Raw genomic sequence first — 17,183 nt, forward strand, 5'->3', positions numbered from 1 at the left:
CTAGCCGCCGGCCTCAACCCTGGCTGTTTCCGTCTCGCCCGCCCCGGCTGGAACCGTGGAGGCTGTATAGTCAGGGCGCGGTGTCGGCACCGGAATCCCTCCAATGTCCGGGCCAAGCCCGGCAGCCATTGCAGCGGCAAAGGCTTCAGGCACCTTGCCAGTGGCTCCGCCCAGCCCGACGGTTTCAAGTTTGCGGTTCTCGACGCGGGCCAGAAAACGAGACTTCGGCTTTTCGGCAGCATTCTCGCTCGGCTGCTCCTTTGCCTTCTGGCCAGCCACTGGCTTGGGGCATATTGCGTCGCGCATGTCGCGCACCACGTCTGTACCGGTGCCATACGGTGCAAGTTCCGCCACTGCTACCGGCTTGGCCTTGGGGTCGGCGAAACCTTCATCAAGCAATGCTGCGGCAGCCTCAGCGCGATTTTCGGCTGAACTTTCGCCCAGGACGATGGCCACCAGTGTGCGCCCATTGCGAGTGGCGGTACCTATCATGTTGAAGCCCGAGGAGCAGATGAATCCCGTCTTCATGCCGTCCGCTCCGGCATAGCGCCCGGCCAGAAGGTTAAAGCTGCCCATCTGCTTCTTGCCTATCTCAAGTCCCTCGATGGAGAAATAATGGGCATGTTGCGGAAATTCCAGCCGCAGCGCCATTACCAGCAGTGCAAGATCACGAGCGGTTGAGTACTGATCCGGTGCTGGCAGGCCGTTGGCATTAGAAAAATGCGTGTCGCTCATGCCAAGCCGCGCCGCTTCCTCATTCATGCGGAGCACAAAGGCATCGTTGGAGCCACCGACATTTTCACCGATGGCCACAGCAATATCGTTGGCCGAGCGCACCAGCATCATCTTGAGCGCATTGTCGAGACTCAGCACGGAGCCAGGCTTGAAGCCCATTTTGGCCGGCTGCTGGGCAGCCGCGGCCTTGGACACCGTGACGGGCGACATCAGCTCAATCTCACCCTCCTTGACCGCGCGAAAGGCTACATAGGCCGTCATCAGCTTGGTCAGCGAAGCTGGATACCAGCGCTGGAACGCATCCTCATGCTTCAATACCTGACCGCTGGACAGTTCGAACAGCATGCTAGGATTGGCGTTCGCAACGCCGCCGGCAAGGCAGGTGGCAACGGCGACTGTGGCGCACACTGTGCGCAGGGGAAACCAATGGTGCATAACAAATCCGATTTAAGCTCTTGCTCTGTTCGCCCAAGGGTCCGTAAACTTCGGTACCCGTGCACTCGGGACAGCGCAGCCCCACCCGGCGCTCGTTCCACGCAAAGGTGCTATTTCGGTTATGTGTCGTCAAGATGGCAAAGCCCACCATTAACGATTTCCTAACGTCTTGGTAAATTCTGGATCGAAAGTGTTTTCATGCCCATTCTCAATCGCGCCGCAGAACTGCAGACCGAAGTGTCCGGCTGGCGTCAGCATCTGCACACCATCCCCGAGCTCAATTTTGACCTGCCACAGACTTCCGCATTTGTAGCGCAGAAACTGAGGGAGTTCGGCTGTGACGAAGTTGCTACGGGCATCGCCAAAACCGGGGTCGTGGCCATCATCGAGGGCAGGCTGGGTGCAGGAAGCACCATTGGCATGCGCGCTGACATGGATGCGTTGCCCATCCATGAGGCAGCCGCCCACCCCCACCGCTCAAAGACGCCGGGTATCATGCATGCCTGCGGCCATGATGGCCACACCGCCATGCTGCTCGGTGCTGCCAAATATCTCGCTGAGACCCGCAATTTTGCGGGCCGCGTGGCGCTGATCTTTCAGCCCGCCGAAGAAGGCGGCGGCGGCGGCAATGTGATGGTGCAGGAAGGCATGATGGAGCGTTTTGGCATCGACAAGGTGTTCGGCATGCACAATATGCCGGGCTTGCCGGTCGGTCAGTTTGCGATGAAGCCCGGCCCGATCATGGCAGCCACCGCCGAATTCACCATCACCGTGAAGGGTAGAGGCGGCCATGCGGCCATGCCGAATCAGACGGTCGACCCGATCGTCATCGCCAGCCAGATCGTCGCTGCCTTTCAGACCATCGTCTCACGCAGCACAGACCCGATTGAATCGCTGGTCGTCTCGGTTACCAAGCTGCATGCGGGCGATGCCTACAACATTATTCCCGAGACCGCCGAACTGGCCGGCACTGTGCGAACCCTGAAGAAGGAAGTGGCGGCCCTTGCCAAAAAACGCATCCACGAAATCTGCGAAGGCATCGCCGCCGCCAATGGCGCAACCGTCGACATCGACTATGACAGCAATTACCCGGTCACCTTTAACCATGAAGACGAGACGGTATTCGCCGGCGATGTAGCATCGGTGATCGCCGGTGACGCCCAGGTCAACCGCGCCATGCCGCCGGTGATGGGCGGCGAGGATTTTTCCTACATGCTGGAAGCCCGCCCCGGCGCCTTCATCTTCATCGGCAATGGCGACACCGCAAGCCTCCACCACCCAGGCTACGACTTCAACGACGAAGCCATCGCCCACGGCGTCAGCTACTGGGTACGCCTTGCCGAAACCGCCCTCCCTGCCTGAAGGGAGGGCAGAACAGACCGTTCAAAACCGGTTGGCGAAAAGCCGCGAACCGTCTATGTGTCTGCCCGGTTGGTCCCGTAGCTCAGTAGGATAGAGCGACAGATTCCTAATTCGATGCTCTTGAAACGGAAAGGCTAATCGGATCATAAGCATAAGCCTCTTCGGTATCGACCAAGTACCGAATAGACACCGTAAACTGCCAAATTGGTCCCGTAGCTCAGCAGGATAGAGCACGAGATTCCTAATCTCGGGGTCGTGGGTTCGAATCCCGCCGGGATCACCATCTCCAGCGCAACGCTACCTGGAAACCGGCGTAGAACTTCGGCGTGCTCACCCAGGCGATTTAGCCGTCAATTTGTAGACCGAAGGTCGGGAGTTCGATCCTCGCGCCGCAACCCGAGGATTGGCTGCAGCCGATCCCTCCCGCAATTGACGCAAGGAAGATAGGTGGAAATCGGCTTATACTTTCTCGAAAGCAGCACGAAAGTCATATGATCGAATTACCCGACCGGAGTTGAGCTTTTCCTTGGCGAAAGAGCTGCGGCTGTCCCAAACATGCCGGGCAAGGTTGACGTTGCGGTTTAAGCGCCGCGCAAGCGGGTCTGCCACAGGAAACCGTTCGATCAGATCGACCGTAACGTGGAAGCCGTCTCCATAGGTTCGCCAATAATCATAGAAAAGCTTGGACGAGAGAATTTGAAGGACAAGTCCACGCTCCTCTTCGGAGTGCGTTTTGATTGGGATGCAGCCCGCGACTGCTGCCTCATAGTCCCTAATGCCAATGTAGTTTCTCGCAACACCACCCACCGAGAAAACTGGCTTTCCTATCTTGGACAGAAAAGTGCGGAGCGGGCGCGCACCGCTTGCCCCGTGCATGTAATCGGCCAGCGCGTCCGACGCGGGCCTAGGTATCTGTCCGCTCGGATCATCGCTATTGAATGCGCGAAACCGTGGAACGGTAGATAGCAATGTTGTGCGTTCGGCCGCAGACCAGCTTAGGAGGGGGGCCGCCTCGCGAAGCATGGGATCGGGGCCGCCGATATTGAGAATGGTACAGCGCTGGCTGTTCGCCCGGTTCGTGTTAGTGCTGTCGGGCTTTCCTGTCTTGAAAAGACAATCGGGGATATTGTCGTAGCTGGACGCGCTGATGCTCATTCCTGCTGCTCTGATTGTAGTCCGAAGGTCCGCGTAATCGCGGCTGAAGCACACAGAAAGGGGGAGGATCAGGCCGCCGCTTCGGTGTCGTACCAGGGACTGCGGGAATGGGTGTCGAGAACGTGGCGCACCGCGTCTTCGACGTCGTTCTTAGTGAGAGTTGCCGACATGGCATAAACCTCCGTTGAGCCGGCATCGCTGCCGGCTGGTTTCAGACATTGATTTTCTGTCTGAGGAGGACTGGGATCGCCCCGGTCACGCGCTTGGCCTTTCGGCTCCTCGCAGCGCGCGTCATCTAATAATCACCGATCACGATCGGCAGACATCAACGTTTGCTATGCCTAAGTCGTTGATTTATCGACAGGTGGATTTTTGGTGGGAAGTTTTTTTGGCACTGCCGCCCCGCACGAAGGCGTCGAGATCATCAATGTGGTAGCGGATGAACTGTCGGCTCACGGCATGAAAGATCGGCCCTTCGCCTTTCGAGCGCCAGCCTTTCAATGTACCGGGCGCTTTTCCGAGATACCGGGCAGCCACTGCCGTATCCAGCCACGGGCTTGTGGGTTCTAGGATCGTTGGTTCATGCGGCATCGCGGGCCCCTGTCTGTTCAACCGTCTTCAAGGCGGGACGGCGACCGGCAAGGACCTTGTCCTCAAGAGCCTGCGCATGCGGCCGCAGGTGCTCGACGAGATGTTCGGCATGGACGTATCCGCCGGAAGCGCCAGGCAGCCGCTGGCCGAGAAGCAGGGCGCTTTCGGCATAAGGCACGCCGGCAGCGATGAACATGGTACGGGCATGATGCCGATATTCGTGCGGGCTCGGCAGGTCCGGACTATCCTCCTTCGGTTCCGTCACATGGCCGCTGCTGCTTAAGGGCGATGGCCAAAGCCAGGGGTTGTTCAGGGGTTCGTCCTCGGCAAGGCGATCATGGATCATACCGGCGAGCCACGTTCCCATCGGAAAAAGCATACGGCCGCCAGTCTTCATGTGATCGAAGGTGAGAATGTTCTTTTCAAGGTCCACATCGGAACGGCGAACCTGAAGGATCGACGACCGTCGAGCGCCGGTCAGAAGCATGGCGCGGTGCAGGTCACGCCGAATGGGTGACAGGATCTCGCTCTCCCGCCACCATGCCACGAGATCGAGACTTTCAACCTCGCGCCGCTTCGGCATGGGGATGCGTATGGCGGAAACCGGATTGGATGTGATGGACTGGTCCATCCGCATGGCGGTGTTGATCACAGCGCGCAGGGTGCGCATCACCCCGCTCGCAGTCGTCTGACCACTCTTCTCGCGAAGCCGGTCGTATATGTCGCGCACTTCCGAGCGGCCGAGATCGGCCACGGCCCTATTGCGATAGCGGACGAGGTAGTGATCGACATGATAGCGATAACTCTCTTCAGTCGCCTCCCGGAAAGGCTTTTCGCCGAGATGGATTTCAAGTGCCTTGGCGACCGTGACGCCGCTTTCTTCCGGTCCCGCTGTTGGATCGACGCCCGACTGGATTTGCGACATGATCGCCTTGGCCCGGTTACGGGCCTCGCGCAGACCGATGCGGTCCACGCGATCGATCTTCACCCGCACGGTGCGGACGTGCCGACCGTTCCTGCGGACATCGCCTTGAACGGCGTAGGTCTTTGTGGTGGCATGGCATATGACCATCAGGCCCTTGACTTGTTCGTCTCGCCAAATGCCCGAGCTTGGTTCGAGGTCCCGGATACGGGCCTCAGTGAGGTTAATGACAGCCATATTCGTCTTCTCCGGAGCACTGTGTGGAGCACCGTACGGAGACCTTTACGGATCAGCGTACATCGACGATAATGTCGCTTAAGAGGCTGTCCGCGAACCATTAATCCGCAATAACTCGTTATAGATCAACGACTTCGAGCCGAATTCCTAATCTGTAGGCCACTGGTTCGAATCCAGTCGGGATCACCATTTTTTACTCACCCCAAACTTACTGCGTTCGCTGGCTCCGCCAGGGGTGGGCGAAAGCCCGGGTCGAGGTCGCGATCTACCTCCGGTGCGCGAATACTCACGTAGCCTCTACGACCGCTCTGAGCCGGCGGGGTACCAGTCAGACTCCCACCCCCGCCCCCAACCCCCGCGTAACACTCCCCGTCGTCGGCACCAACGGGATCAAACACGCCTGCAGCGCGTGGTAGAGATCCGGCTTGCCTTCGAAAACCCGGGTGATCGGTTTGAGATCGGGCCCGAGTTCGGGGAACCAGCCTCCGTGTACGGGATCGATGAGATGGGTGCGGGTAAAGTCCCAGATGCGGCGGTACCATTCTTCGAAGATTGGGTCCGGGTCGACCGAGCCGATGGTGGCTGCAGCGGCGATGCCCTCGGCGCAGGGCCACCAGAAGCGGTCCGTCTGATCGGGCTGGTCGTTCCAGTCGAGCGTGTAGTAGAAGCCGCCGGAACGGTTGTCCCAGCCAGTGGCGACCGTGTTGAGGAACAGCCGCTTGGCGGCTTCCTTCATCCAATCGTGACGGCGACCGCCCAGTTCCCACAGCTGGATAAGGAGCCGGCTCCATTCCAGCGCGTGGCCGGGCGTGGTTCCTGCGGGGCGGAACATCGGGTCGCCAGAATAGGCACGGTCGACCTCCCAGTTTTCGGTAAAGTGTTCGGCGACGCGCCAACCCTGCTCCCGTGCGTGCCGCTCGATGATGAGCGCGGCAATGTTCTCGCCCATCTCCAGGTAGCTGCGGTCACCTGTCGCCTCGAAGGCGGCCATCGTCGCTTCGGTCAGGTGCATGTTGGAGTTCTGGCCACGATAGGTGCTGATCTTTTGCCAGTCGGGCGCATATTCCTCGCTGGTCGCGCCTTGCTTCGCTTCCCAGAAGCGGGTGCCCAGCACCTCGGTAACATCGGCCAAAAGCCGGTCGGCGTCGGGGTGACCGACTACCTTGGCGGATGATGCGGCCAACAGCACAAAGGCATGGCCATAGGCAAGCTTGGTCGGATCAATCGGCTTTGTGTCATCGACCGACCAAAAATATCCGCCATGCTGCAGGTCGCGGTGACCCTTCCACAGAAAATCCATGCCATGGTCGATCACCCGGTCAGCCCCCGGCGTGCCTAGGAGATGGGCAATAGCAAAGCAATGCACGGTTCGCGTCGTGTCGTGCAGCAGACGCTCCACGCCTGCCTGTCCGGGTCTGGGCGGCAGCTTTTGCCAATCGGTTGCGAGCGGCGAAAACCCGCCTGCCGGGTTCAGCGCGTTGCTCTGCACCTGCGCGATCAGCCGCGTTGCTTCATCCAGAAGCCAACGCCGATGTGTTGGCCGCTCGACAAAGCGCGGCCCGGTAGTGCCCACCCAGGCTGGACGGCTTTCGGCAACGTGCATTCAGTCTATTCCCCCCAGCCCACGATGCCCTTGGTTTCAAGAAAATCATGGATAGCCCAATCGGCATATTCGCGCCCATTGCCGGACTGTTTGTAGCCGCCAAACGGGGCAAAGACGTCCCATTCGGGATAGTTGAGGTTCACCTGCCCGGCACGAAGCCGGCCGGCGACCGCCCGCGCGTGCTCGATACTGCCCGACTGCACATAGGCGGCAAGCCCATACACGGTGTCGTTGGCAATGCTGATCGCTTCCTCCTCATCTTCATAGGAAAGGATCGACAGTACCGGCCCAAAAATTTCCTCGCGTGCAACGGTCATGTCGGGAGTGACGTGGCCGAACACGGTTGGGCGCACATAGTAGCCGCGGTTGAGCGCTTCAGGACGACCTGGCCCCCCTGTGACCAGCGTGGCACCTTCTGAAATACCCGTCTCGATCAGCCGCTGGATCTTGTCATACTGCGTCTGGCTGACCACCGGGCCAAGCTGAATGTCTTCCCGCCGAGGGTCTCCGACGGAAAACGCTTCAGCTGCTTTTTTAGCGATGCCCAACGCTTCATCGTGACGGGCGGCAGGCACCAGCATACGGGTCGGCGCATCGCAGGACTGGCCGCTATTGCCAAAGCACCCTTCCACGCCCTTGCGGACAGCAACCTCGAAATCGGCGTCCGGCAAGATGATGTTGGGCGACTTGCCGCCCAGCTCCTGAGCCACGCGCTTGACCGTGTCAGCTGCAGTCTTGGCAACGATGATGCCGGCGCGCGTCGAACCGGTGAACGACACCATGTCGACATCGGGATGGCCAGCCATCACCTGGCCTACATCGGGACCATTTCCGTTGACGAGATTGAACACGCCCTTCGGCGTTCCGGCCGCATGCATCACCTCGGCAAACAGAATGCCGCTGATCGGCGCGATCTCGGACGGTTTGAGCACCACGGTACAGCCGGCAGCAATGGCGGGCGCCACCTTGCAGACAATCTGGTTGAGCGGCCAGTTCCACGGCGTGATAAGAGCTGCAACGCCGATTGGCTCCTTCACCACTAGTGTTGTGCCGCGCTTTTCGGTGAGTTCATAGCGCTCATAGGCCTCGATGGTAGATTCCATATGCGCCCGCCCTGCCCAGGCCTGGGCATCGCGCGCCCAGCTGATAGGCGCACCCATCTCATGGCTTACCGCCTGCGCAATATCTTCGAAGCGGGCATTATACGCATCGAGAATGCGCCGCAGGAGATCGAGCCGTTCGGCTTTGGATGTCTGCGAAAAACTGACAAAGGCAGCCTTCGCCGCAGCCACTGCGCGGTTTACATCGTCAGCCGAGCCGAGCGAGATCTGCGTGTAAGCTTCCTCGGTGGAGGGATCGATGACATCGAGCGGAGCAGGCCTGGCTGGCTTCACCCAGGCGCCGTCGATGTAGAAATTCAGATGGTTGTTCGTCATCGTCGATCTCCCGGAGATTATGTTGCGCGATGCTACAGCCTTGCGGGCTGAAAGCGAATGACAAATTCGCCCTTTATTGGCGCGGAACCGCCGAAAACCTAGCGTCTCACGTCTGCCCATCCCGGGTGGCGTTTGAACTGAGCTGCCGCAAAAGGGCACAGCGGTATGATCGTCTTGCCGGCACTGCGGGCATCGGAGACCACGCGTTCCAAGAGTTTCAGCCCAGCGCCCTGTCCGCGAAGTGCCTCAGGCACCCCCGTGTGGTCGATGATGATCATGCCCGCACCGGTTTTGCTGAACGTCAGCTCGGCAACCGCACCATTCGGTCCGACGAAAAAATAACGGCCCTTGCTGTCGGTTTCCTCGATCTGGATCTCGATCACTGTGTGGTCCTGTCTGAAATGGGTACGGCATCGCGATAGGATGCGAGGAAGGATGTTACGGCGTCGAGTTCGGTCTGGCGCATCTCGTGACCGCCCTCGTGCCACGCAAGCACGACGCCAGCATCTGCGGCGCGAAGATGGACTTCCAGCCGTGCTGTGATGTCGGGCGGGCAAATCGGATCACGCCGCCCAGCGGTGATGAGGATCGCCTTGCCGGCAAGGCTGCCTTTGATGTCGGGCTCGAACGGGATCAGCGGATGCATCAGCACCGCGGCATCGAACAGGGCGGGATCGGCAAAGAGCGTTGCCGCGAGAATGTTGGCGCCGTTGGAATAGCCAAGCCCGATGACATGCGAGGGTTTAACCGCATCGATCTTCTGACGGACAAAACCGCCCATGCGTTGCGTTGCTCTAGCCAAATCACCCATGTCGTAGACTCCTTCGCCTGTGCGCCGGAAGAAGCGAGATGCGCCATGCTCCGAAATGTCCCCGCGCGGGGAAACCAAAGTGGCCGAAGGCAGCAGCTCACGCCCAAACCCCATCAACTGGTGTTCATTGCCACCCGTTCCGTGGAACAGAAAAAGAAGCGGCCCGCCCGCAACTCCGGGCACGATTTCATGGATATAGGCGTCTTCGGTCATGATCATTTCCTCGCGAGCCACGAAGATGCGTATCACAGCACAATTGCGCAATGTCGCCTGAAGCGACAAACTGTTCAGTCAATTGCGACCAAGCTGTTGGTAAAGGAAAAAGCCCGCGTCGTTGCCGACGCGGGCTTTTGTGGCTCATTCAAGCTGCCATTAATTGGCTGGCTTAGGCTCTTCAGCAGGAGCCGCGTTGGGGTCCACTGGCGCGGTGGTGTCTGCTGGTGCTGGCGCGGTGGTGTCTGCTGGTGCTGGCGCGGTCGCGTCAGCTGGTGCTGGAGCGGTGGATGTGCCCGTCTCCATTGCAGCGGGAACCATGTCGTAGCCACGGCGGTCAAAGGCTGGCTGAGCCTCCAGCTCTTCCTTGGAAGACGCAATTACGATCCAGCGGTCGCCATCTTTTTCAGCCCATTCAAGCTGGTCATAAGCGATCTCGACGTTCTTTTCACCGATGCCGAGAAACCCGCCGACGCCGATGATTATTGAAGTGGCCTTGCCATCCATGCCGAGAACGATGTCATTAACGTCGCCGATGTTCTCGGCATTGTCGCCGGTTCCGTTATAGACGGTTTCACCGATGATCTGGGTAGCAAGGAACCCGTCAGCCTTGACCACAGGAGCCTGTTCTGTTGCAGCTGGCGCGGTTGTATCCGCAGGGGCTGTCGTGCTGGTCTGGGCTAACGCGCTACCAGCGATAAAGGTGGCGAGAGCCGTAGTGGTCAAAAGAGTACGAAACATGATATCTTCTCCTTGGTGCATTAATTCTGGCACTGTCGCGCCCGTTTGAACCGTCGCAGGGAAAAGCCGGGCGCGGCTTCTACCCCCTGACAACGTCGCCGCCGGCGATGGGTTCCTGAATTTTGCTTCTTTCGCTCCGCTGATGCCTTTGGTAGGGCCGGAACTATGGTCCGGCCGGTGCGTTAAACGCGCTCTATGAATCAATGCCGCGTGTGCGGTCGCGAGGTCGGAAAATGCATTTTGTCGCCGTGCTCAACCGTGATGGCGGCACTCTTCGCACCACCGACCTTTCGAAATTCTCCGAGACCCTCCGTGAGACGCTTTCCAGTCACGGCCATACTGTCGATATCGAGATCGTAACCGGCAAAAATATCGTAGAGGCGCTGACAAAGGCAGCATCGCAGAAAAAGACGGACGTGCTGATGGCTGGCGGTGGCGATGGTACCATCTCTGCAGCAGCCGGGCTGCTCAAAGGCAGAAAAAAAGCCTTGGCCGCCCTTCCAGCCGGCACGATGAACTTGTTTGCGCGCAGCCTGAAAATCCCCCTCGATCTTGAGCAGGCGGTGAAAGCTTTCGCCACCGGCGAGATTCGCAACGTCGATATAGGCACCGCCAACGACCGCCCCTTTGTCCACCAACTTTCAGTTGGCATGCACGCCCGTATGGTGCATTTGCGCGAGCGCATGGAATTCGGGTCGCGGTTCGGGAAAATTGGCGCCTCAGCCCGCGCCGCGTGGACGGTGCTGAAAAATCCCACGCCGATGAAAGTGTCGTTGTTGGTCGACAAGGCCGAGATCGAGGCGCGAGCAACGGGCATCGGTATAAGCAACAATCTATTCGGCGAGGGGCATTTGCCCTATGCGGATCATCCCGATGGTGGCACGCTTGGCGTCTACCTCACAAAGGCGCGAACTAACGGCGAGCTGTTGTCATTCGTGATGAACCTGGCGCGGGGAAAATGGCGCGACAATGAACAGGTGACAGTACACCAAGCGCAAAAAGTGGTGCTTCGCCTTCTCTCGTCGCGCCGTCGGCAGCGCTGTGTACTCGATGGCGAACTGATCAAGTTGGAACGCGAAACTGTGGTTGTGATACATCCCGCCGCGCTGCGGGTGCTGGTGCCTATGGAGACGCCGCAATAAGCGAGAGTGGCCGTCATTCAGCATTAGCCAGTGGCCGTCTTCGCTTCGAAACTAGAGGTTAGCCGGCTCTGAAATTACCCCGCAGGACGCGGCGCAGGTTCTTCGTTCGGCTCGGTTTGATCAGGCACCTGCGGGTCGATGGTTTCGCCGTAGAGCTCCGCCGCGCCCCAGGCGATTGCTGCGAGACCGAGGGCGGCGACGAGAACCATTAGTACTGGCTTGCCAGTTCTCGCCTGGCGTGCTTTTTCCGTGGAGACGGTCTTTGCCATCAGTGTGATCCGCTTCTAAATGGCATTTTACGCATCATCACGATCCCGAGACGGAGAACTATTTTCGCGGTAGATCAGGTAAGCGATCAGCGCTGCCGGAGGCACAAGGAAACTGGCTTTTCCGCCGCGCAACAAGGACGGCAGAGCTGCCAGCGCTGCCGCTGTTCCGATCGTTGCCAATTCGCTCTTGCGACGCCTCTTGGCATAGCGCCGGCGAACGCCGCTGCTGACCTTGTTGACGAGCAATACCAGCATGGCCAACACGAAAAATCCGCCGGCAATAATCAAGGCGGCTTCGATCAGCCCATATCGCTGGGCAAGCCAGATGTAGCCTGCTCCTACGAGAAAGCCTCCGCATATAAGAAGCAAAACTCCGGCCACCGCATAGGCAACAGCAGTCCGGCGCAGGCGCCGGACTGCTGCCACGGTTTCACCGGATGCGAGCGAAGCGAGAAGGGTCGCAAGCATGCGCGCGCCTTAACGACGTGCGATAAGAGCGAAAAGGAAACCGACACCGGCGGCCATCGCCAACGCAGTGATGGGTTTTTCTCGAACACTGGCGGTAACCTGCTGCTCAAGGTCGCGAGCATTGGTGCGAATCTGGTCAATCGCAGCTTCGCCCTCGACGCGGAGACGGTCGGCGCCCTCGCTGGCAGCGCGACGCGCTGTACCAATTGAATGCTCGCCTGTGGCAGCCAACTGCTTGGCGAGCTTGGCGATGTCACTCTTTAATAGCTTGATGTCGTTTTCCAAATCCTGGGTCGAGGCGCGAACATCGCTCTCGGATGTCAATGCCTTGTTTGTGGTCGAGGTCGAGGCCATAGCCATGAATACGCTCCTTGCTTGGGATACAAACTAACGTACGAAGCGGATACCGGTTCCCTAGATTTGGCATCTGCGGCAGGATTGTTTTCAAAGCAGCGGTCGTTGTTCCTTGGTAATCCCCTCCCAGCGGGCGATGGCCAGCAAGCCCTGAAAATCCACCACTGAACAAGCCCGGTCGGCCCAGCGCACAAGCTTGCGTTCGACGAGACGGCGAATCGTCTTGTTGGTGTGGACCAGAGAAAGGCCCAGCGTGTCGGCAATATGTTGCTGGGTCAGCGAGAACTCGGGTTTCTCCCGACCGTTCAGCCCGACGAGATCGGCACGCGCGGCGATGAATGCGATCAGATACGCAACCCGTTCCATCGCACTGCGGCGGCCTATGCTTAAAAGGTTCTCATCGAGGATCAACTCCTCGCGCGATGCGATCCACGTAATGTCGAAGGCAAGACCCGGATGGTCGCGGTAAAGCTCAGCCAGCTTGTCGCGCTCAAACACGCACAACAGCATCGGCGCAAGCGCCTCGACCGAATGCCGCATTTCGCCCATCAGACTGCCCTGCAACCCGATCAGGTCTCCCGGCATCAGATAATTGAGTATTTGTCGCCGTCCGTCGGCCAGCAGTTTGTAGCGGAACCCCCATCCAGACAAAACTGTATAGAGATGGGCACTATGCGCGCCCTCAACCAAAACGGTTGCGCCCTTGTCGACTGCAAGCTCGCCACGCTTGAAGCGATGCATAAAAGCAAGTTCTTGCTTTTCAAACGCGCGAAACACCGGCAGTTTGCGAATGGGACACATCTCGCATGGATATCGAATTGCAGCCTTTGCTGATGTACTGGTCAACGGACAGCCCCTCGGTGCCGAGTTTTCGTTGCTTAACCCGAGTTTGGCTGATTCCAAAGCCTATGTCTTTTTTAAATGACAGAATGCTAAAACACGGCCATGTACGGCAGAATGGAGCACCCCATGTTGGAGGACCCTTTGTCAAACCCGCTAAACGGCCTGCATATTCTTGTCCTCGAAGATGAATTTTTGATCGCGATGGATGTCGAGCAGCTTTGCCGTGACAGTGGGGCGAGGGATGTTACGATTGTCCGTGATCTGGAAGATCTTAGCCGGCTGCCTGAAGCAACGGAAACCTTTGACGCTGCTATCGTCGACCTGATGTTATCCGGAAATTCCACACTCGAATTTGCCGCTCAGCTAAGGCAAGAGGGCGTGCCCTTTGTTTTCGCTTCCGGATACAGTAACTCTGAAGAGGTGAGCCGCGATTTCCCCGATGTCGACCTCGTCGGGAAACCTTACGCCGGCGATGACCTGATATCTGCTCTGGTCAGGTCAATCGCTAAATCCAGTATCTTACAATCAAGCGAATGAGGATCCCATAACCTGGGTGGCTATAGCGTCCGGGCCGAAATCTCCTTCGCCTTCGATTTTCAATATCTCCTGAAGCCGCGTTCGTGCCCGGCTAACCCTGCTCTTGATCGTTCCGACTGCGCAATCGCAGATGTCGGCTGCTTCTTCATAGGAAAATCCGGACGCGCCGATGAGGATGATGGCTTCCCTCTGATCTTCCGGCAAAAGCTCGAGAGCCGCACGGAAATCCTTGAGGTCAAGTAAACCGTGCTGGCTCGGATGGACGGCCAGGCGCTCGGTCATAATGCCGTCGCTATCTTGCACTTCGCGTCCCCGCTTGCGCATCTGCGAATAGAACTCGTTACGCAAGATTGTGAATAACCATGCCTTGAGGTTTGTCCCAGGCTGGAAGCTTGACTGCTTGTCCCACGCCTTCACCAGCGTTTCCTGCACGAGATCGTCTGCCTTGTCGGCGTTTTGCGAGAGCGAAACCGCAAACGCGCGCAAGCTGGGGATCGCACCGAGAAGGCCGTCCCGAAAACCGGCTGACACTGCCATTCAGGCTAGTCCTTCTTCTGGGATGGTGCAGCGTGCTCGAGCTGGCTTAGCAATTGGGCAAAACGGTCGGGGACTTCATCCGAGACCAGTTCATCATAATACTGCTTCAGCTTGCGCCCTATCTCGGAATTGGATCCGAGAGCGTCTGCCCCGGCTTCCCGGGTTTTTGCGCCAGAAGCGCCTTGCTGGTCTTTGCTCATACTGTACATTCGTCCTGACGGTCTTTCTGAACCCCAACCATGCCATCTCGAGACTGTTTTAGGCAAACGTCAGGCTTCCAAGGCTCTGGAATGAGGCAGAAACGCACCGGATAGAAATTCGTTCCACGCCTCCGGAACTTTTTTGCAGTCTGGACGTTTAACGCCGATAGTTCCAAAACTATCATCTTCGACGTCGATTTGAGGGAGACGCCCTACCATGAGTCTATCTGCAAAGATTGCCCCGCATTTGCCTTTCCTGCGCCGCTATGCGCGCGCTGTTTCAGGCTCCCAGACAAGCGGCGATGCCGTTGTGGCAGCGATGCTTGAGGCAATCATTCAGGATGTATCGATATTTCCCGAGGCCTCCAGCGAGCGGATTGCACTCTACAGCCTGTTTGCCAAGCTCTTCACATCAGTATCTGTGAAAATCCCACATGAGGCACCGGCCTCGGCCTGGGAGCAGCGTGCATCAGCCAATCTTTCATCCCTGTCCCCGCTTCCGCGTCAGGCATTCCTGCTGGTCGCCGTTGAGGGTTTCAGCGAAGAGGAAGCTGCGGAAATTCTCGATGTCAGCGCCGACGATTTCACAGTCCTGCTGCGTCAGGCCAGCAACGACATCTCCCAGCAGGTGGCAACCGACATCCTCATCATCGAGGATGAGCCACTGATCGCAATGGATATCGAGGAGATGGTGGAGAGCCTCGGTCACAGGGTCGTCGGTACCGCCCGCACCCACGCGGAAGCGACGGAGCTGTTTGAGAAAACCCGACCAAAGATGGTGTTGGCGGACATTCAGCTTGCCGATGGCAGCTCCGGCATTGATGCTGTCAATGAAATCATCGCCACAACGTCCGTTCCAGTGATTTTCATCACCGCGTTCCCTGAACGTTTGCTTACCGGTGAACGCCCGGAGCCGGCCTTCCTTGTCACCAAGCCGTTCAACCCGGACATGGTGAAGGCGCTAATCAGCCAAGCGCTTTTCTTCGACCGCCAGGCCAAAGCAGCAGCGTAGAGCTTATTGGTTAGCACCCAGTCACGAGAGAGCGGCATTACTTCAATGCCGCTCTCTTCGTTTAGCGGAACGATCGCACAAGTCACGCGTTGTGAAGACAGGAATACAGGAGTTGAAACGATGCTTTACTGGGCTTTGGTCTTTCTCGTCGTCGCCATTATAGCCGGTGCACTTGGCTTTGGTGGCATTGCCGGTACGTCAGCCGGCATCGCGCAGATTTTGTTTTTCATATTCCTTGCGTTTCTGGTCATTTCTTTGCTGGCAGGGCTTTTCCGCCGCGCCCGCTAGATTCAGTCGCCGAACCTGAAAGCCGATCCCCTCAAGCGGTTTTCAGTATCCGCCGGATTGCGGTCTTCGGATCATGGTCCGGCGGAGCTTGACTCGGGACGGCCTGATGCAGGCGTTTGCCTGTCCGGCCACGCAAATTAAAGAGCGATACGGACGGTAGTGATATCATGTCTGCGGTAGGACCGAACAGGGATATGGAGCGCAGTCTGGCGCGGGCGTTGCGCAACACCGGGATTTCGGTCATCTACCAAGATGTCGACCTGCGCGCCAGCTGGTGCGAAAACGTACCCGGATCATGGTCCCGCGACGACCTCATTGGCAAAACAGACAGCGATTTTTTACCCCTCCCCGAAGCAAATCGGCTGTCGGATTTTAAAAGAAACACTCTCACTTCCGGTAAGATGGAAAGCGCAGAGATCCGTGTCCCCGACGACGACGGTGTACGCTGGTTCGACGTGTGGGTGGACGCCGATCGCGGCGAAACGGGCGCCATTGTCGGCGTCGTCACAACGATCGTGGAAACCACCGAGCAGAAGCGCCGGGAACAGACCCTTCGAGCGCTTCTGCGAGAGCTGTCGCATCGTTCAAAGAATCTCCTCGCGATCATACAGAGCATCGCAACCCAGACGGGGAGGTATTCCGGCACGCTGGACGGGTTTCTCACCCGCTTCCGCGGCCGCCTTCAATCGCTGGCATCCTCGCAGGATCTGGTCACTATGTCGAACTGGCGCGGCGCCGACCTGCATGAGCTGGTCATGGGCCAGGTCGGGCGCTATTGTGCGGACCCTCAGCGCAATATTCGCCTGAGCGGCCTCAATCCATATCTAAACCCCAACGCTGCATTGCATATCGGCCTGGCGCTTCACGAACTGTCGGTCAATTCCGTCAGCTACGGCGCGCTTGCGCGGTCTGATGGCTGGGTGGAAATCACCACCGAGCTTTCGGAAATGGAAAATACGCCCGACGCGCTGACACTAACCTGGCACGAACCACTGATAAACGACCTTGAAGAACCCAAGGTCAAGCGCTTTGGCAGCGTGGCATTGGAGCGCGTGGTTCCAGCTTCGCTCAACGGAAAAGCGCAACTAACGCTTGACGAAGGCCGGTTGGAGTATCGCCTGGTCATTCCCAAGGGAAACTTCGAAATCGAGTAGCGCCGACGTTGCGTCGGATACGATAAGGCAAGAAAAAAGCCGACCTCGGGGGGGCGAGGTCGGCTTTCGTGCAGATGCCGAATGTTGAGGGGGACAATTCTTCGGCGGGGCAACCATGACCCATAGTGGGTCAGGGCT

At 58.5% G+C, this 17,183-nt stretch carries 21 protein-coding genes and 1 tRNA gene; 7 read left to right on the forward strand and 15 right to left on the reverse strand.

Annotated features, from left to right (window positions below):
• Positions 1 to 1,170, reverse strand: coding sequence for a D-alanyl-D-alanine carboxypeptidase family protein (locus tag GA830_RS02340; protein WP_195163525.1), 1,170 nt, complete (start codon positions 1,168 to 1,170; stop codon positions 1 to 3).
• A 198-nt stretch (positions 1,171 to 1,368) separates the two neighbouring features.
• Between GA830_RS02340 and GA830_RS02345 the strand changes: the two genes are divergently transcribed.
• The gene (locus GA830_RS02345; RefSeq protein WP_195163526.1) at positions 1,369 to 2,532 is read left to right on the forward strand and encodes a M20 aminoacylase family protein; all 1,164 of its coding nucleotides are present in this window, start codon (positions 1,369 to 1,371) and stop codon (positions 2,530 to 2,532) included.
• 206 nt (positions 2,533 to 2,738) lie between these two features.
• Positions 2,739 to 2,815 (forward strand) — tRNA-Arg (locus GA830_RS02350).
• Between the two features lie 176 nt (positions 2,816 to 2,991).
• Here GA830_RS02350 and GA830_RS02355 read toward each other — a convergent pair.
• The 8 genes from GA830_RS02355 to GA830_RS02390 form a co-directional block, all read right to left on the reverse strand.
• Complete coding sequence (locus GA830_RS02355; RefSeq protein WP_195163527.1) at positions 2,992 to 3,687, reverse strand: hypothetical protein; 696 nt, start codon at positions 3,685 to 3,687, stop codon at positions 2,992 to 2,994.
• Positions 3,688 to 4,041: 354 nt separating this feature from the next.
• Positions 4,042 to 4,278, reverse strand: a complete 237-nt coding sequence (locus tag GA830_RS02360; protein WP_195163528.1) for a helix-turn-helix domain-containing protein — start codon at positions 4,276 to 4,278, stop codon at positions 4,042 to 4,044.
• A complete protein-coding gene (locus tag GA830_RS02365) occupies positions 4,268 to 5,437 on the reverse strand; it encodes a tyrosine-type recombinase/integrase (protein ID WP_195163529.1) in 1,170 nt (389 codons plus the stop codon). The genes GA830_RS02360 and GA830_RS02365 overlap by 11 nt, the downstream gene beginning before the upstream one ends.
• Positions 5,438 to 5,765: 328 nt before the next feature.
• Complete coding sequence (locus tag GA830_RS02370; protein ID WP_195163530.1) at positions 5,766 to 7,040, reverse strand: AGE family epimerase/isomerase; 1,275 nt, start codon at positions 7,038 to 7,040, stop codon at positions 5,766 to 5,768.
• 5 nt (positions 7,041 to 7,045) lie between these two features.
• Positions 7,046 to 8,476, reverse strand: coding sequence for an aldehyde dehydrogenase family protein (locus GA830_RS02375; RefSeq protein WP_195163531.1), 1,431 nt, complete (start codon positions 8,474 to 8,476; stop codon positions 7,046 to 7,048).
• Positions 8,477 to 8,574: 98 nt separating this feature from the next.
• Positions 8,575 to 8,856 (reverse strand): GNAT family N-acetyltransferase, encoded by a 282-nt coding sequence (locus GA830_RS02380; protein ID WP_195164723.1) that lies wholly within the window; start codon positions 8,854 to 8,856, stop codon positions 8,575 to 8,577.
• Positions 8,856 to 9,500: an alpha/beta hydrolase gene (locus GA830_RS02385; RefSeq protein WP_195163532.1), complete on the reverse strand. Its 645-nt coding sequence runs from the start codon at positions 9,498 to 9,500 to the stop codon at positions 8,856 to 8,858. The genes GA830_RS02380 and GA830_RS02385 overlap by 1 nt, the downstream gene beginning before the upstream one ends.
• A gap of 159 nt (positions 9,501 to 9,659) precedes the next feature.
• The gene (locus GA830_RS02390) at positions 9,660 to 10,241 is read right to left on the reverse strand and encodes a PRC-barrel domain-containing protein (RefSeq protein ID WP_195163533.1); all 582 of its coding nucleotides are present in this window, start codon (positions 10,239 to 10,241) and stop codon (positions 9,660 to 9,662) included.
• A 233-nt stretch (positions 10,242 to 10,474) separates the two neighbouring features.
• Between GA830_RS02390 and GA830_RS02395 the strand changes: the two genes are divergently transcribed.
• On the forward strand, positions 10,475 to 11,383 hold the full coding sequence (locus GA830_RS02395; protein WP_195163534.1) for a diacylglycerol/lipid kinase family protein: 909 nt from the start codon (positions 10,475 to 10,477) through the stop codon (positions 11,381 to 11,383).
• A gap of 74 nt (positions 11,384 to 11,457) precedes the next feature.
• Here GA830_RS02395 and GA830_RS02400 read toward each other — a convergent pair whose 3' ends face one another.
• The 4 genes from GA830_RS02400 to GA830_RS02415 all read right to left on the reverse strand — a co-directional run bounded on the left by GA830_RS02400 (position 11,458) and on the right by GA830_RS02415 (position 13,275).
• Positions 11,458 to 11,652: a hypothetical protein gene (locus GA830_RS02400; protein ID WP_195163535.1), complete on the reverse strand. Its 195-nt coding sequence runs from the start codon at positions 11,650 to 11,652 to the stop codon at positions 11,458 to 11,460.
• Positions 11,653 to 11,679: 27 nt separating this feature from the next.
• Complete coding sequence (locus GA830_RS02405) at positions 11,680 to 12,120, reverse strand: phage holin family protein (protein ID WP_195163536.1); 441 nt, start codon at positions 12,118 to 12,120, stop codon at positions 11,680 to 11,682.
• 9 nt (positions 12,121 to 12,129) lie between these two features.
• Positions 12,130 to 12,480 carry a DUF883 family protein gene (locus GA830_RS02410; protein WP_195163537.1) on the reverse strand — a complete coding sequence of 117 codons (351 nt, stop codon included), beginning with the start codon at positions 12,478 to 12,480 and terminating at the stop codon, positions 12,130 to 12,132.
• An 84-nt stretch (positions 12,481 to 12,564) separates the two neighbouring features.
• Complete coding sequence (locus GA830_RS02415) at positions 12,565 to 13,275, reverse strand: Crp/Fnr family transcriptional regulator (RefSeq protein ID WP_195164724.1); 711 nt, start codon at positions 13,273 to 13,275, stop codon at positions 12,565 to 12,567.
• Positions 13,276 to 13,443: 168 nt separating this feature from the next.
• On the opposite strand from GA830_RS02415, the gene GA830_RS02420 reads away from it, so the two are divergent.
• Positions 13,444 to 13,854, forward strand: a complete 411-nt coding sequence (locus GA830_RS02420) for a response regulator (protein WP_195163538.1) — start codon at positions 13,444 to 13,446, stop codon at positions 13,852 to 13,854.
• Here GA830_RS02420 and GA830_RS02425 read toward each other — a convergent pair.
• Together GA830_RS02425 and GA830_RS02430 are read right to left on the reverse strand one after the other, a co-directional pair.
• On the reverse strand, positions 13,843 to 14,391 hold the full coding sequence (locus GA830_RS02425; RefSeq protein WP_195163539.1) for a sigma-70 family RNA polymerase sigma factor: 549 nt from the start codon (positions 14,389 to 14,391) through the stop codon (positions 13,843 to 13,845). The two genes, GA830_RS02420 and GA830_RS02425, sit on opposite strands and share 12 nt — an antisense overlap.
• A gap of 5 nt (positions 14,392 to 14,396) precedes the next feature.
• The gene (locus GA830_RS02430; protein ID WP_195163540.1) at positions 14,397 to 14,591 is read right to left on the reverse strand and encodes a NepR family anti-sigma factor; all 195 of its coding nucleotides are present in this window, start codon (positions 14,589 to 14,591) and stop codon (positions 14,397 to 14,399) included.
• A 217-nt stretch (positions 14,592 to 14,808) separates the two neighbouring features.
• Between GA830_RS02430 and GA830_RS02435 the strand changes: the two genes are divergently transcribed.
• The 3 genes from GA830_RS02435 to GA830_RS02445 all read left to right on the forward strand — a co-directional run bounded on the left by GA830_RS02435 (position 14,809) and on the right by GA830_RS02445 (position 17,045).
• Entirely contained in the window at positions 14,809 to 15,603 is a 795-nt protein-coding gene (locus GA830_RS02435) for a response regulator (protein WP_195163541.1), read from the forward strand.
• A 120-nt stretch (positions 15,604 to 15,723) separates the two neighbouring features.
• Complete coding sequence (locus tag GA830_RS02440; protein ID WP_195163542.1) at positions 15,724 to 15,891, forward strand: DUF1328 domain-containing protein; 168 nt, start codon at positions 15,724 to 15,726, stop codon at positions 15,889 to 15,891.
• A gap of 194 nt (positions 15,892 to 16,085) precedes the next feature.
• Positions 16,086 to 17,045: a sensor histidine kinase gene (locus GA830_RS02445; protein ID WP_195163543.1), complete on the forward strand. Its 960-nt coding sequence runs from the start codon at positions 16,086 to 16,088 to the stop codon at positions 17,043 to 17,045.
• The last annotated feature ends 138 nt before the right edge of the window (positions 17,046 to 17,183 follow it).

The organism is Mesorhizobium sp. NBSH29, assembly GCF_015500055.1.
GTDB lineage: Bacteria > Pseudomonadota > Alphaproteobacteria > Rhizobiales > Rhizobiaceae > Neomesorhizobium.